This window comes from Ruegeria sp. YKSD179 (assembly GCF_059612885.1).
In genome coordinates, this window is record NZ_JBXWRL010000004.1 from 97,824 (window position 1) to 112,404 (window position 14,581).

General features: G+C 51.1%; 12 protein-coding genes and 2 tRNA genes. 7 read left to right on the top strand and 7 right to left on the bottom strand.

Annotated elements, in window-relative coordinates:
- The first annotated feature begins 122 nt into the window (after positions 1-122).
- Positions 123-458: a hypothetical protein gene (locus AC2FNE_RS03590; protein WP_170606767.1), complete on the top strand. Its 336-nt coding sequence runs from the start codon at positions 123-125 to the stop codon at positions 456-458.
- A 244-nt stretch (positions 459-702) separates the two neighbouring features.
- Here the strand turns inward: AC2FNE_RS03590 and AC2FNE_RS03595 are convergent, their stop codons facing one another.
- From AC2FNE_RS03595 to AC2FNE_RS03605, 3 genes are all read right to left on the bottom strand, one after another.
- Positions 703-1,065 carry an SUF system Fe-S cluster assembly protein gene (locus AC2FNE_RS03595; RefSeq protein ID WP_170480310.1) on the bottom strand — a complete coding sequence of 121 codons (363 nt, stop codon included), beginning with the start codon at positions 1,063-1,065 and terminating at the stop codon, positions 703-705.
- 97 nt (positions 1,066-1,162) lie between these two features.
- Entirely contained in the window at positions 1,163-1,441 is a 279-nt protein-coding gene (locus AC2FNE_RS03600; protein WP_170480312.1) for an NfeD family protein, read from the bottom strand.
- Positions 1,441-2,331: an SPFH domain-containing protein gene (locus AC2FNE_RS03605; RefSeq protein WP_170480314.1), complete on the bottom strand. Its 891-nt coding sequence runs from the start codon at positions 2,329-2,331 to the stop codon at positions 1,441-1,443. Before AC2FNE_RS03605 ends, AC2FNE_RS03600 begins: the two co-directional genes overlap by 1 nt.
- Positions 2,332-2,505: 174 nt before the next feature.
- On the opposite strand from AC2FNE_RS03605, the gene AC2FNE_RS03610 reads away from it, so the two are divergent.
- From AC2FNE_RS03610 to uvrA, 6 genes are all read left to right on the top strand, one after another.
- A complete protein-coding gene (locus AC2FNE_RS03610) occupies positions 2,506-3,417 on the top strand; it encodes a nucleoside hydrolase (RefSeq protein ID WP_496804802.1) in 912 nt (303 codons plus the stop codon).
- Between the two features lie 61 nt (positions 3,418-3,478).
- Positions 3,479-4,609 carry a tRNA guanosine(34) transglycosylase Tgt gene (gene tgt / locus AC2FNE_RS03615; protein ID WP_170606770.1) on the top strand — a complete coding sequence of 377 codons (1,131 nt, stop codon included), beginning with the start codon at positions 3,479-3,481 and terminating at the stop codon, positions 4,607-4,609.
- A gap of 203 nt (positions 4,610-4,812) precedes the next feature.
- A complete protein-coding gene (lon, locus tag AC2FNE_RS03620) occupies positions 4,813-7,221 on the top strand; it encodes an endopeptidase La (RefSeq protein ID WP_496804803.1) in 2,409 nt (802 codons plus the stop codon).
- A 419-nt stretch (positions 7,222-7,640) separates the two neighbouring features.
- Positions 7,641-7,717: transfer RNA gene (locus AC2FNE_RS03625), tRNA-Asp, on the top strand.
- A 52-nt stretch (positions 7,718-7,769) separates the two neighbouring features.
- Positions 7,770-7,846, top strand: a tRNA-Asp gene (locus AC2FNE_RS03630).
- Between the two features lie 171 nt (positions 7,847-8,017).
- Entirely contained in the window at positions 8,018-10,876 is a 2,859-nt protein-coding gene (gene uvrA, locus AC2FNE_RS03635; protein WP_496804804.1) for an excinuclease ABC subunit UvrA, read from the top strand.
- 6 nt (positions 10,877-10,882) lie between these two features.
- On the opposite strand, the gene AC2FNE_RS03640 is transcribed toward uvrA, so the two are convergent.
- The 4 genes from AC2FNE_RS03640 to AC2FNE_RS03655 form a co-directional block, all read right to left on the bottom strand.
- Positions 10,883-11,269 (bottom strand): hypothetical protein, encoded by a 387-nt coding sequence (locus AC2FNE_RS03640; RefSeq protein WP_170606776.1) that lies wholly within the window; start codon positions 11,267-11,269, stop codon positions 10,883-10,885.
- 99 nt (positions 11,270-11,368) lie between these two features.
- On the bottom strand, positions 11,369-12,241 hold the full coding sequence (gene mmsB / locus AC2FNE_RS03645; RefSeq protein ID WP_170606778.1) for a 3-hydroxyisobutyrate dehydrogenase: 873 nt from the start codon (positions 12,239-12,241) through the stop codon (positions 11,369-11,371).
- Between the two features lie 3 nt (positions 12,242-12,244).
- Positions 12,245-13,285 carry an enoyl-CoA hydratase/isomerase family protein gene (locus tag AC2FNE_RS03650; RefSeq protein ID WP_496804805.1) on the bottom strand — a complete coding sequence of 347 codons (1,041 nt, stop codon included), beginning with the start codon at positions 13,283-13,285 and terminating at the stop codon, positions 12,245-12,247.
- A gap of 7 nt (positions 13,286-13,292) precedes the next feature.
- Complete coding sequence (locus AC2FNE_RS03655; protein ID WP_170606782.1) at positions 13,293-14,435, bottom strand: acyl-CoA dehydrogenase family protein; 1,143 nt, start codon at positions 14,433-14,435, stop codon at positions 13,293-13,295.
- Positions 14,436-14,581: the final 146 nt, after the last annotated feature.

Here is a 14,581-nt window from a genome sequence, read left to right on the forward strand (position 1 = left end):
CAAACAAAGACATGCAACAATTCTACCGAAGTTTCGTCAATTTGAGACGGGTTGCGTGTGATTGGTGGATGGAGTTAGCCTGCCTGAAATATAGAATTAGTTGAATTGGAAGGCATCGAGCAATGGCTCAACTAAGTAAATTCTACAACAAAAATCTGACGCTGATGGCTGCCTTAGGATTGATGTGTATTGGACACGCGCAATTGGCAGTCGCTGACACAAAACGCCACCCAGTCGGTTGCGCCACAGCCGAAGGCGATTTACGTGCAATAGCGGCAGAGAAAAAACATGCCCAAGATCAACAGGTTGAAAGCGTTGTTTCCATCACTCCGGCCGGCGCACTTTTGGGTTTAGTTACCGGAACCGAAGACAAAAGGCTCGAAATGCTGTCCGGTGAGTATGTCAAGCAACTGGACGAACGAGCCGCGGAAATAAGAGCGAAGTGTAACGTTAAGTAATTAAACAGATCGTTCTTTGGCGACTGCGGTCCGCAGCGGACCAAAATTGTAGGGATGGCAGGTACCAAAGGCCCGTGCAGTTCGCGCAATACGTTTCGGCAGCTGGCCAGTTGGAAAAGACGCCCTTAACCTTCATGTCCCGCGCAGGACACAACCAGCAACAATATGACATTCCGGAAACAGTTATTTACCAACCTACACATCGCCTTGTATCGGCCAAGCATTTGTTCAGGATATACCGGAGTTACATAAAGCCCAGTTCAAGACGTGCTTCGTCGGACATCATTTCCATGCCCCACGGGGGTTCCCAAGTGAGCTCTACATCAACTTCCTTAACACCGGCAACCGGTTCGATCGCCTCAACGATCCAACCCGGCATTTCGCCAGCTACCGGGCATCCCGGTGCCGTTAAGGTCATGATGACCTTGACGACATTTTCGTCACTGATGTCAATCGTGTAGATCAAGCCCAAGTCGTAGATATTGACCGGAATTTCAGGGTCATAGACCGTTCTACAGGCGTCAACCACAGGCTCGTACAAAGGATGCTCGATAGTAGATGGAGCAATCAAAGGACTGCCTTCAAACTGTTCGCTTGGGTGGTTCATCTATGCCTCGGGTCTGTTACCTGACGAATTATATAGGGAAAGACCTCGGCACCGTCCAGAGGCGGTATTGTGCCCGAGATGCGGGCACCGTACCGGTTCATTCGTTAATGTCGTGATCAAAGGTTTTTACTTGCCCGTGCGGCATTGCGAACATACGGCGCAATACCAACCAAACGATCAGTGATAAGGCAGCAAAAATTAGAAGCAACACAGGCAATGTTGGCGTCATTCCAGAGATAAGCAACAAAATTCCGGTTGCCGCTCCGCCGACGGCAAATCCCAAAAAGATAAAACCGGGCAGGAACACTTCGAGAATGGCCAGTGAAATGGCGGCCGCTATCCAGATCCACCATGTCAACCAAAATGGATCAGCCATTACTTATTTCCTTTCAGCATGTTAAACGCATTTCCGAATGCTTCTAGCGCGTTTGCAGGGACAACAATAGTCTGAGTTCCGCTGCCGTTACCGAGCGCGTTCAGAGACTCAACCTGTTTCAGCGCGACCTGATATTGCGCGGCCTCCAGCCCGTTTTCCTGGATTGCTTTGGCAACGACACCAGTGGCATAAGCCTCTGCCTCGGCCTGAATACGTCGCGCTTTGGCGCTTTGCTCGGCTGCATAAAGCTCAGCTTCAGCCTGAAGCTCGACAGCACGCTTTTGACCTTCGGCCTCGGTCACTTGCGCGCGACGCGCGCGTTCGGCGTTCAATTGCTGCAACATTGCGTCACGGGTGGCCTGGTCCAGATTCACGTCTAGGATTTCAGCCCGGGTTACTTCGATTCCCCAATCGTCAACTGCAGTTTCAACACTCTCTTGAATGCGTGTTATCAGTTGCGCGCGGTTAGATTGCACTTCATCTAGGTCCATTTTACCGATTTCCGCGCGAACTATTCCCGCCACAGTCGTGGCTATCGCTCCGTCGACATCGCGAATACGATAGACCGTCTTTTCAGGTTCAAGGATACGGTAAAACACCGAAGTGTCGATTTGAACAAGTACATTATCCTTGGTGATCGCATCCTGTGTGGCGTTGGGCAACTGACGCTCTAGAATGGATATCTTATGCCTTGCAACATCTAGAAAAGGGACAATAAAATTAATTCCAGGACCAAGAACAGAGTGCAGACGCCCAAATCTTTCGACAACATATTTTTCGGATTGCGGAACTATTTTTATGCCTTTGAATATAACGGCAATTATGAACGCCGCCGCCAGTAAGTAGATTATGTTTGAAGAAATCAGGCCTATTATCTGGTCTTCGGTCATGTCTGTCCTCTATTATTGTGTACGATAGTATACATTTGGGGATTGAGTCAGCAGATATCAACTCTGGTTGGAATTGAGGTCGCAACGTTGAAAGTTACTAAGCTGATCATGTCAAACGAAATACCCGTGAAGTGATTGCTTTGCATCCTGTTCTGACTGCGATATCGGACGGTAATGAAGCTGATTATTGATACAGACCCCGGAATTGACGACGCAATGGCAATTGCATACGCAGCAGCCGCGCCTGAAATTGACTTGATCGGTCTTACAACCGTATTCGGAAATACTCTGATCGACCAGTCCAGCCGAAATGCCAGGTTTCTGTTGGATAAACTCAATCTAACCGTACCTGTTTCTCAAGGTGCGTCTTGGGCTTGGGGTAGGGACAGCCATCGCGCTTCGGTACATGTTCATGGCCCAGAGGGATTTGGGGACGTTACAGACATTCCCGACCTTGGCAAAAACCACCACATGCCTGCAGCCGAGTATCTGGTCGAGATGGCCCGACGCCACAAAGGTCAATTGACAGTTTGCGCCGTGGGTCCATTGACCAATATCGCCGACGCAATCGCGCTTGATCCTGCGTTCTCGTCCAATTTGGCGAGATTGGTGATTATGGGAGGTGCGGTATTTTGCCGAGGCAATGTCACGCAACACGCCGAGGCCAACATACACAATGACCCCATTGCTGCGCAGGCTGTTTTTGACAGGCCTCCTGAGACGGTTTTGGTCGGTCTGGATGTCACAATGCAAACCCTTTACCAAGGTTCGGATTTCGATGCTTTAGCCAAGCAGTCCCCGGATTTCGGAGGGTTTTTGCGCGCTATTTCGGACTTCTACCTTAGGTTTTATCAGGACATAGCTGATCAGGATGGCTGTGGATTGCATGACTCGACCGCAGTAATTGCCTGTAGTCACGAGGATATGTTCGAGACTGTCGAAACGGGCATGAGAGTTGTTCAGGACGGTCCAAGCGTCGGTCAGACCGTACCCGACCCCAATCGGCCAGCGATAAAAGTGTGTCAAGATCTCGACGCTGTGGGAGTGGTTAATCTGTTCACAGAGCGGTTAGGTTCACTTCCCTGACGGGTTGCAATGCCTCGACAGATGAGGCAAAGCCTGCCCGTTCTGGACCCGAGGCATAACGATGACTGACCGTTTCTCATTTGATTTGAAAGCAACAGATGGAAAGGCCAGAACCGGCGTAATTCATACGCCAAGGGGTGAGGTTCGGACACCTGCTTTCATGCCTGTTGGCACTGCCGGTACTGTGAAAGCGATGATGCCAGAAAGCGTGCGCGCAACCGGGGCTGACATTCTATTGGGAAATACGTACCACCTGATGTTGCGCCCTACAGCGGAACGTATAGATCGTCTTGGCGGATTACATAAGTTCATGAATTGGGACTTACCGATCTTAACAGACTCGGGCGGATTTCAAGTAATGTCTTTGGCCGGGCTGCGCAAACTTACAGAAAAAGGTGTCACCTTCAAATCTCACATCGATGGTTCGAAACATGAGCTTACCCCGGAACGTTCGATGGAGATTCAACGTTTGTTGGGTTCTGACATCGTTATGTGTTTCGATGAATGCCCAGCGTTGCCAGCGGACCGCCATCGCATCGCGGAATCGATGCGCCTGTCTATGCGATGGGCAGAAAGGTCGCGTGACGCATTTGGAGAAAGACCAGGCCACGCTCTGTTCGGCATAATGCAGGGTGGTTTGGAACAGGATCTAAGACAGGAGAGCGCCGAAGCACTGACGTCTATCGGCTTTGAGGGTTACGCTGTAGGCGGTCTGGCGGTTGGGGAAGGGCAACAAGCCATGTTTGGCTGTCTTGATTATGCGCCCGGTTTTCTGCCTGTCGATAAACCACGTTATTTGATGGGAGTGGGGAAGCCAGACGACATCGTCGGCGCTGTTGCCCGTGGAATTGATATGATGGATTGCGTACTTCCATCTCGCTCTGGCCGTACCGGACAAGCGTTTACACGTTTTGGTGTCGTGAATATTAAAAATGCGCGTCATGCTGACGACCCGCGACCGCTGGATGAAGAATGTAGCTGCCCTGCTTGCTCAAACTATTCACGGGCGTATTTGCACCACGTGTTTCGCGCAAATGAAATGATCTCGGGAATGTTGCTGACATGGCATAATTTGCATTATTTTCAGAAGATTATGCATGGAATGAGGAATGCGATCGGAAATGGTACGTTTTTGTCTTGGCAAGAAGAATTCTATTCCAAAAGAGAACAAGGCGATATCGAGCCGTTGTGACCCATTAATCGAAGAAAATTGCCGGATATGTGCGCTTGATGCCTTGCAGTCGGTTCGACCTCGGGTCATTCTTAAGCCCAACAGGTGATGGTAAGGTTGAAATGTGGCGCGAACCGCCCCACCTTTACCGTCCAAGACAGGAGACGGCCGGGAGTTGCCTCGATGAGGGACCAGAGCCGTCTTGCCAACGATAAGGATAGAGCATGCAAGAGCCTCTGAACTCCTCATACCCAGTACTGCCACTGCGCGATATTGTTGTGTTTCCACACATGATCGTCCCACTTTTCGTGGGCCGAGACAAATCTGTCCGCGCCCTGGAAGAGGTTATGCAGGATGACAAGCAAATACTATTGTCCAGCCAAGTAGACCCGGGCGAAGACGACCCGAATACAGACGGCATTTACCGTTCAGGAGTGCTGGCCAACGTACTGCAATTACTGAAATTACCGGATGGTACAGTCAAAGTTCTGGTCGAAGGTCAGGCTCGGGTTCAAATCACAGAATTTCTCGAAAATGAGGATTTCTTTGAGGCTCGTGCGGAATATCTGACGGAGATTCCGGGTGACGTGACTACCACGGAAGCGTTATTACGGACCGTCGCAGATGAATTCGAGCGTTACGCCAAAGTTCGTAAGAACATCCCCGAAGAAGCGTTGACAGCAGTTGGCGAAACGACGGAGCCAGCCAAATTGGCTGACTTGGTATCAGGTCATTTGGGTATCGAGGTTGAGCAAAAGCAAGAATTGCTGGAAACGCTATCTGTAAGTGAGCGGCTCGAAAAGGTTTATGGCCTGATGCAGGGCGAAATGTCTGTTTTGCAGGTCGAGAAAAAGATCAAAACACGCGTCAAATCACAGATGGAGAAAACACAGCGCGAGTACTATCTGAATGAGCAAATGAAGGCGATTCAGAAAGAGCTTGGCGATGGCGAGGATGGAAGTAACGAAGTCGCCGAACTGGAAGCTAAGATCGCAGAAACCAAGCTGTCTAAAGAAGCCCGGGAAAAGGCCGAAGGTGAGTTGAAAAAACTCCGCAATATGAGCCCGATGTCGGCCGAAGCTACTGTAGTTCGGAACTATCTAGATTGGATTCTTTCTCTGCCGTGGGGCACCAAGTCTCGCGTTAAAAAGGATTTGGGTCGTGCGCAGGATATTCTCGATGCTGATCACTATGGCCTCGAAAAGGTCAAGGAACGGATTGTCGAATATCTGGCAGTTCAACAGCGTTCGAAAAAGCTGAAGGGTCCGATCTTGTGCCTTGTGGGTCCCCCGGGTGTTGGTAAAACCTCTCTCGGTAAATCAGTTGCCAAAGCTACAGGTCGTGAGTTCATTCGCATCTCGTTGGGTGGTGTGCGTGATGAATCTGAGATTCGTGGGCACCGCCGCACCTATATTGGTTCGATGCCTGGCAAGATTATCCAGGCGCTGAAAAAGGCGAAAACTACAAACCCGCTCATCTTATTGGACGAAATTGATAAGATGGGTCAGGATTTCAGAGGTGACCCAGCCTCGGCCATGTTGGAAGTTTTGGACCCGGAACAGAATAATACGTTTATGGATCACTATTTGGAGGTCGAATATGATCTTTCCAATGTAATGTTCCTGACCACTTCGAACAGTTACAACATGCCTGGGCCTTTGTTGGACAGGATGGAAATTATCCCGCTTGCTGGTTACACTGAGGATGAAAAAAGCGAGATCGCCAAACAGCACTTGATCAGCAAGCAGATCAAAAACCACGGGCTGAAAGCAAAGGAATTTGATCTGACTGACGAGGCGCTGCAGTCGATTATCCGTACCTACACGCGGGAAGCAGGAGTGCGGAACCTTGAACGTGAGATCGCCAAAGTAGCGCGAAAATCACTGACCAAGATCATCAAGAAAGAAGCGGAAACCGTGACGGTTACGCCTGACAATCTTGATGAATTCCTTGGCGTGCCCAAATATCGCTACGGCTTGGCGGAGCAAGACGATCAGGTTGGTGTGGTGACTGGCTTGGCGTGGACCTCGGTTGGAGGCGACCTGCTGCATATTGAGGCTCTTAAACTGCCCGGTAAGGGCCGGATGAAGACCACCGGTAAGCTGGGTGATGTGATGAAGGAGTCCATCGACGCGGCTTCGTCTTATGTTAGGTCCGTTGCGCCTGAAATAGGGGTGAAACCGCCGAAGTTCGACAAGATTGATATCCACGTGCACGTGCCTGACGGAGCGACCCCCAAGGACGGTCCAAGCGCAGGACTGGCTATGGTAACGTCAATTGTTTCGGTTCTGACGGGCATCCCAGTACGTAAAGACATTGCCATGACGGGCGAAGTGTCCTTGCGTGGGAACGCAATGCCGATAGGCGGATTGAAAGAAAAACTGTTGGCGGCGCTGCGCGGTGGAATAAAGACTGTGCTGATACCGGAGGAAAATGCAAAGGATTTGGCTGAAATCCCGGATAACGTTAAGGACGGGCTTGATATTATTCCGGTAAAACATGTTTCGGAAGTTCTAGAGCATTCGTTAGTCCGCAAGCCCGAACCTGTAGAATGGGACGAGGCGGCAGAAAAGGCGGCTGCGGCTGCGACCAAGTCCGCAGACACAGGTGGGCAGACGGCGACTGCTCACTAATATTCGCAACATAGTACTTTCAAAGGCGGGCTTAATGCCCGCCTTTTTTGACTGCCCAAAGGTTGCAACTCTAAACCACGGCCCCTCAGAATCTATGTATAACGCTCCGTGGTGTTTGACTGGCATGACGTTAATCCTGCCGATCATGAAGTTGATATGATATCAATGCGTTGCGGACAAATTTTCACTCGCTCATAATTCTAGAAGAATCTTTGAGAAACCATCAAAAGTAATTTCTCGATAAAACATCCACTCGTCGCCAGACAAAAGGAATTTGCTCAAAAAGATTAATCTAATCGTTCTGAAATGTCTCGCGGTCCAGAAAACCTCGAAAACAGGAAAAAACTTTAAAACGCCGCTTGACGATACCGGGGTTGAGCCATAATACACCCCAACGTTCAGCAATGAACGGGCAGTGGGCGGTTGTAGCTCAGTTGGTTAGAGTACCGGCCTGTCACGCCGGGGGTCGCGGGTTCGAGCCCCGTCAACCGCGCCATCGCTGCCAGCCTTAGATCCGGGCAAATGGATCGGACATAGACCCAAAATGCGCGGTTGTAGCTCAGTTGGTTAGAGTACCGGCCTGTCACGCCGGGGGTCGCGGGTTCGAGCCCCGTCAACCGCGCCATCATTAATTCAAACTGAATTACAAATTGTGCGCACCCGAAGTATGGGGCCGTGGTGGCAATGTGAATTGGTGTCGGCAATAAATCGTTAGTTCACACTTTGTTCTAAATTTTTTGTTGGAGACTCAGTGCCGCTCGCCTATTTCTAAGACACTTATGTTTTGGGGGCCGAAATGGCTGAACTAAAGAATATTGAGGTGCGTGGCGCACGCGAGCATAACCTCAAAAGCATTGATGTTGATATTCCACGTGACCAGCTTGTCGTGATTACAGGGCTTTCTGGTTCGGGTAAGTCTTCATTGGCCTTCGACACCATTTATGCCGAGGGCCAACGCCGCTATGTCGAAAGCCTTTCGGCTTATGCGCGGCAATTTTTGGATATGATGGAAAAACCAGATGTGGATCACATCAGCGGTCTTTCACCTGCTATTTCCATTGAACAGAAAACGACTTCGAAGAACCCTCGCTCGACGGTGGGCACTGTAACGGAAATTTACGATTACATGCGCCTGCTGTTTGCACGTGCCGGGACTCCCTTTAGCCCGGCAACGGGGCTGCCAATCGAAGCGCAGCAGGTGCAAGATATGGTGGATCGAATAATGACGATGGAGGAGGGGACACGCGGCTACCTTCTTGCTCCAATCGTCCGTGATCGGAAGGGAGAGTATCGAAAAGAGTTTCTAGAGCTTAGAAAACAAGGATTCCAACGCGTTAAGGTCGACGGCGCGTTTTACGAGTTGGATGAACCACCGACGCTGGACAAGAAGTTTCGCCATGATATCGACGTGGTGGTAGACAGACTTGTGGTGCGCGAGGGCATGGAAACCCGATTGGCCGACAGTTTGCGAACCGCGCTGGACTTGGCCGATGGCATCGCGATTCTTGAAACGGCTCCGCGCGAGGGCGATCCGGAACGTATCACATTCAGCGAAAATTTTGCTTGTCCGGTCAGTGGTTTTACGATCCCGGAAATCGAACCTCGGTTATTTTCTTTCAATGCGCCATTTGGGGCCTGCCCGGACTGTGATGGTTTGGGAGTCGAATTGTTTTTTGACGAACGGCTGGTGGTTCCGGATCAAACCCTACAGCTTTTTGATGGTGCGCTGGCGCCGTGGCGAAAGGGAAAATCACCCTATTTCCTGCAGACAATCGAAGCAATAGCGCGCCATTATGAATTTGATAAGAACACACCCTGGAAGGACTTACCTGCCAAAGTTCAGCAGGTTTTCTTGCAAGGATCAGGCGAAGAAGAAATCCAGTTTCGGTACGACGAAGGCGGGAGAGTGTATCAGGTCACGCGCAGCTTTGAAGGCGTCATTCCAAATATGGAACGCCGCTATCGCGAGACAGACAGTGCCTGGATCCGCGAGGAATTCGAGCGTTACCAAAACAATCGGCCCTGCGGGACCTGCAACGGATATCGGCTTCGGGCCGAGGCTCTTGCGGTCAAATTAGCGGGCCTGCATGTTGGGCAAGTGGTCGAGATGTCAATCCGCGAAGCGCTGGATTGGATAGAGGACGCTCCAAATCATCTCAGTAGCCAGAAAAACGAAATTGCTCGTGCGATCTTGAAAGAAATACGTGAAAGGCTTGGGTTTCTGAATAACGTAGGTCTGGAATACCTTACGCTTTCACGTTCAAGTGGCACATTGTCAGGTGGTGAAAGCCAGCGCATCCGTTTGGCCAGCCAGATCGGCTCGGGGCTGACTGGTGTGTTGTACGTTTTGGATGAACCTTCGATCGGGTTGCATCAACGTGATAATGACCGCCTTTTGGGGACACTCAAGAACCTTCGAGATCAAGGTAATACGGTGATTGTTGTCGAGCATGACGAAGAAGCAATCCGTGAAGCCGACTATGTTTTTGATATCGGCCCAGGAGCTGGAGTGCATGGAGGCCAGGTCGTGAGCCATGGCACGCCTGATCGCATCGCGGGGGATGCAGCTTCTATAACTGGGCAGTATTTGTCGGGAACGCGAGAGATTGCCGTGCCGGCCGAAAGACGCAACGGCAAGAAACACAAGGTTACGGTGGTTAAGGCGACCGGGAACAACCTTAAAAACGTGACTGCGGAATTTCCACTTGGCAAATTTGTGTGCGTGACGGGTGTCTCTGGTGGAGGTAAATCTACCTTAACAATCGAAACCTTGTTCAAGACGGCCTCGATGCGCCTTAATGGTGCACGTCAAACACCAGCCCCCTGCGAAACGATAAAAGGTCTTGAATATCTGGACAAGGTTATCGACATCGACCAGCGTCCCATCGGGCGGACTCCTCGTTCAAATCCAGCCACTTATACCGGGGCTTTTACCCCAATCCGCGATTGGTTCGCAGGCCTGCCCGAGGCGAAGGCGCGTGGGTACAAGCCAGGTCGGTTCAGCTTTAATGTCAAAGGTGGTAGGTGCGAGGCTTGTCAAGGTGATGGTGTAATTAAGATCGAGATGCACTTTTTGCCAGACGTGTACGTGACGTGCGAGACCTGCAAAGGAGCGCGCTACAATCGAGAGACACTGGAAATTAAGTTCAAGGGTAAATCCATCGCGGATGTGCTTGATATGACGGTGGAAGACGCTCAGGAGTTTTTCAAAGCCGTTCCGTCGATCCGAGATAAGATGGATGCTCTGGCGCGGGTTGGGCTTGGATATATCAAGGTCGGGCAACAGGCGACCACGCTTTCGGGCGGTGAAGCTCAACGAGTGAAACTTTCAAAGGAGTTGTCTAAACGTTCGACTGGCAGGACGTTGTATATCCTGGACGAACCAACAACTGGTCTGCATTTTGAAGATGTTCGCAAGCTTTTGGAAGTACTGCATGAACTGGTCGACCAAGGCAACACTGTCGTCGTAATCGAACACAATCTGGACGTGGTTAAGACTGCGGACTGGATCATCGACATCGGCCCCGAAGGCGGAGATGGGGGCGGCCAGATCGTAGCCGTGGGAACACCCGAAGATGTGGCTGATTGCGAACGCAGCCACACGGGTCGATATCTTAAACCAATGCTGGAAGGTCGTGCAGTTGCGGCAGAATAATTCGGATTAGTACAAGATATCCGCGACAGCGCCGATCAAATTAAGCACCTTTTGTGTGTCGGGATCGACACGATAGACATAATTGCCTGCGCGCACGTAATTTCCACGACGGTCCAGACCGTAGCGGAAAGGATCCTCAATCCAAGTATAGTCGCTACCTATCTGGTCTCCGACACGATACCGGTTCTTGACTTGACCAGGTGGAACACACGGTACGGCCTTTTTGGCAAGGCCGGGCGGACAATGCTTCGACTTTGCCACAATAACACCATCTTGCGGTACCGCTCGGTGGACTTCAAAACCCTTGCTCTTACTCTTTCCATTTCCAGCTAACCCAATGGTTGGGCTAATGGCCATCAGCGCGATCGATACTAAAAAGGCGTTAGGTTTCATTTACGCGGTCTCCAACAAGGAATTGTGGATCATATAGCCACTAAAGTTGCTGGATTCCCGCGAATTCTACCCCTTGAGCGGGTTTTCGCCTTGATGCGATCAACTGCGATTGCGTTTTTCATAACGTGGAAGCATCGCACTGAAGTCCATACCCATACCATTCTCGTTTTCTACGAACTGCTCATATAAATTTGTTGCGATGTATCCCATTGGGGTGTCTGCATCCACGCTTTCTGCTGCCTGCTGACTAAGGCGCAAGTCTTTGAGCATGAGTTCGGCGGCGAACCCGGGTTTATAGTCATTGTCGGAGGGGCTTTGAGGGCCGACACCCGGAGCGGGGCAATAGGCGTTCATGGTCCAGCTATAACCAGATGAAGTGCTGACGACATCGAACATTTTTTGCCGGTCCAGTCCTAGCTTGTCTGCCAAGGCAAAAGCTTCGCACGTAGCGATCATTGTCACGCCCAAGATCATGTTATTGCAAATCTTTGCTGCTTGCCCTGCGCCGGATTCTCCGCAGTGAACGGCCTTCTGTCCCATAATATCGAATAACGGGGCAGCTTGGGCAAACGCCGCTTCACTGCCGCCAGCCATAAACGTCAGAGTTCCAGCCGCTGCTCCGCCAATTCCACCCGAAACCGGAGCATCGACAGGAAGAAGCCCAACAGTCTGAGCCTGATTTGCGACAGCACGCGCACTTTCCACGTCAACTGTCGAACAATCCACGAACCCAGCACCCGCTTGCATCACTGGTATGATGTCGTCAGCAACTGCGCGCAAGATTTCGCCATTTGGCAACATAGTGATCACCACGTCCGCGTCCGATGCAGCCTCTGCGCTCGATCCGGCCATCACTACGCCCTCGACGCTTACGCTTGCCATATCAAACCCTACGACTAAGTGCCCCGCCTTTGCCAAATTGGCGGCCATCGGTGCGCCCATATTTCCAAGCCCAATAAACCCAATTTTCATTGCCTACTCCTCCGGAAAACTTAATGCATCCGATCCAAGCGGCTGCAGCATTTTTGAAACCGCTACCGCCGGGACGTTCATGTCGGCAAATTGCCATTGCGGATTGCGGTCTTTGTCGATGATTTGGGCGCGAATTCCCTCTAGGATGTCTCCGTGTTCCATAGCTCTGAAGGTGAACCGGTACTCCAATTCCAGCGCCTTTCGTATGGTCAAACTCGTTCCTCGCAGCCGGTGAAGCATCTCTATCGTGCAGGCAACTGAAAGAGGCGAATTGCGTCGAAGGGCGGTCATCGCCTTGTTCGAAAACTCGGATTCAATGTTGCGTAAATTGTTCAAAATGTCTGACAGGGTCTCTCCATCAAAACACTGATCGATTTCTGCCTGTAGATAGTTAAGAGTCCCAATGGGTGGCGTATGCGCGTGATCGTCTATTATTTCGGCGCGTCCTGAAGCCTCAAGCAACTCGATCAGGTCGGGCCAGTTTATTTGCGGGATAAAGTAGTCCGCGAAACCAACAAGGATCGCGTCTGCCGGACCCATGCGATACCCAGTAGTGCCCAGGTATTCTCCTAGTCTTCCTGGCGCAAGTGCAAGCATGAGCGATCCGCCAACGTCGGGCACCAAACCAATCGAGCATTCGGGCATCGCAATCTGAGAACTTTCTCCTACCACTCTGTGGCTTCCGTGGCATCCGATCCCAACGCCACCGCCCATGGTGAAGCCCTGCAAAAAACTGATTACGGGCTTGGGGTACTCAAATATCAGCGCATTCAATCGATACTCATCGCGCCAAAAAGTCTGACCAAAAGAAAAATCTTCTTTAGTGCCAGTTTCGTAAAGTTCCGCGATATCACCACCGGCGCAAAAGGCCTTTTCCCCTTCTGCATCCAGAATAACCAGATCCACATCGTCGTCCTCGCGCCAGTTGCGCAGGGCGCTATCGATAGCCATACACATGTCATAGCTGAGGGCATTCAGCGCCTTATGACGGGTCAAAGTAATACGCCCGGCGCGTCCTGTCGTTTGAATATCGATGTCCGGCATTGAGTCCTCAGCGATTTTTCAACATCTGCCGCGCGACGATGACGCGCATTATTTCATTGGTGCCTTCCAAAATCTGATGCACGCGCAAGTCACGTACAAGTTTTTCGATCCCGTAGTCGGCAAGGTAACCATACCCGCCGTGAAGTTGCAGACACTGATCGACAATTTTCGAGCCCGTCTCGGTAACGAACTTTTTGGCCATGGCGCAGAACTTGGTGGCGTCCGGTGCACCCTGATCCAGCTTCCATGCTGCATGACGCAGAAACGTGCGGGCTGCTTGCAAATCGATTTCCATATCTGCAAGGCGGAATTGCAAGGCCTGAAACTGATCAATTGATTGACCGAATGCTTTTCGTTCCGACATGTACTGAAGCGTCATGTCCAAACCGTTTTGCGCCGCCCCCAGGGAACAGGATGCGATATTCAACCGGCCGCCATCCAGCCCCATCATCGCGTATTTAAATCCATCGCCCTCAGATCCAATAAGATTTCCCGAGGGAATTTTGCAATCGTCGAACTGAACTTGAGCCGTCGGCTGGCTCTTCCAACCCATCTTTTGTTCAAGGGCTCCAAAGCTTAGGCCGGGTGTTCCATCTTCCACGTAAACAGAAGATATCCCCTTGGGCCCGTTCTCACCGGTACGAACCATGCAAACATATGCGTCAGAGTAGCCACCCCCTGAAATGAAGGCTTTGGTACCATTCAATGTATAGCCTTCGTTTGTTCGTTCTGCGCGCGTTTTCAAAGCAGCTGCGTCGGACCCTGAACCGGGTTCCGTCAAGCAATAGCTGAGAACGGTGTTGAGACTAAGAACATCCGGCATTATCCGCGACTTCAACTCATCATTGGCGAAGCTGTCTAGCATTTTGGCGCACATGTTGTGGATCGACAGAAACGCCGCCACGGAAGGGCACGCCATGGAAAGGGCTTCGAAAACAAGCGTCGCATCTAGTCGCGTTAACCCAGAACCCCCGGCTTGTTCCGAGACATAGAGTCCGCCGAAACCGAGTTCACCAATCTGTGGCCAAAGCTCTTTAGGGATCGTGCCGTCGGCTTCCCACTGTCGAGCAAATGGCGCGATGTGCTCTTGCCCAAATGCGTGTGCCATGTCGAATATGGCTGTCTGTTCCTCGGTCAGCGCGAAATCCATTGCGGAAAATCCCTGTTGCTGGTGGAATTGAACAAGTGTTTTATTATTCAATCCTTACAGAACTTTTGCAATGACAGCAAACCATCCAGTCAAGTTTCGGGAACTCCCATGATGCGCTATAATGCAGGCATTGTTGCAAACAAATT

Bases quoted from the DNA above. Each gene is read 5' to 3' on its own strand.
- AC2FNE_RS03595 (WP_170480310.1), bottom strand. From the start codon at position 1,065: ATGAACCACCCAAGCGAACAGTTTGAAGGCAGTCCTTTGATTGCTCCA.
- AC2FNE_RS03640 (WP_170606776.1), bottom strand. From the start codon at position 11,269: ATGAAACCTAACGCCTTTTTAGTATCGATCGCGCTGATGGCCATTAGC.
- AC2FNE_RS03600 (WP_170480312.1), bottom strand. From the start codon at position 1,441: ATGGCTGATCCATTTTGGTTGACATGGTGGATCTGGATAGCGGCCGCC.
- AC2FNE_RS03610 (WP_496804802.1), top strand. From the start codon at position 2,506: ATGAAGCTGATTATTGATACAGACCCCGGAATTGACGACGCAATGGCA.
- AC2FNE_RS03650 (WP_496804805.1), bottom strand. From the start codon at position 13,285: ATGCCGGACATCGATATTCAAACGACAGGACGCGCCGGGCGTATTACT.
- AC2FNE_RS03655 (WP_170606782.1), bottom strand. From the start codon at position 14,435: ATGGATTTCGCGCTGACCGAGGAACAGACAGCCATATTCGACATGGCA.
- AC2FNE_RS03605 (WP_170480314.1), bottom strand. From the start codon at position 2,331: ATGACCGAAGACCAGATAATAGGCCTGATTTCTTCAAACATAATCTAC.
- AC2FNE_RS03590 (WP_170606767.1), top strand. From the start codon at position 123: ATGGCTCAACTAAGTAAATTCTACAACAAAAATCTGACGCTGATGGCT.
- mmsB (WP_170606778.1), bottom strand. From the start codon at position 12,241: ATGAAAATTGGGTTTATTGGGCTTGGAAATATGGGCGCACCGATGGCC.
- lon (WP_496804803.1), top strand. From the start codon at position 4,813: ATGCAAGAGCCTCTGAACTCCTCATACCCAGTACTGCCACTGCGCGAT.
- tgt (WP_170606770.1), top strand. From the start codon at position 3,479: ATGACTGACCGTTTCTCATTTGATTTGAAAGCAACAGATGGAAAGGCC.
- uvrA (WP_496804804.1), top strand. From the start codon at position 8,018: ATGGCTGAACTAAAGAATATTGAGGTGCGTGGCGCACGCGAGCATAAC.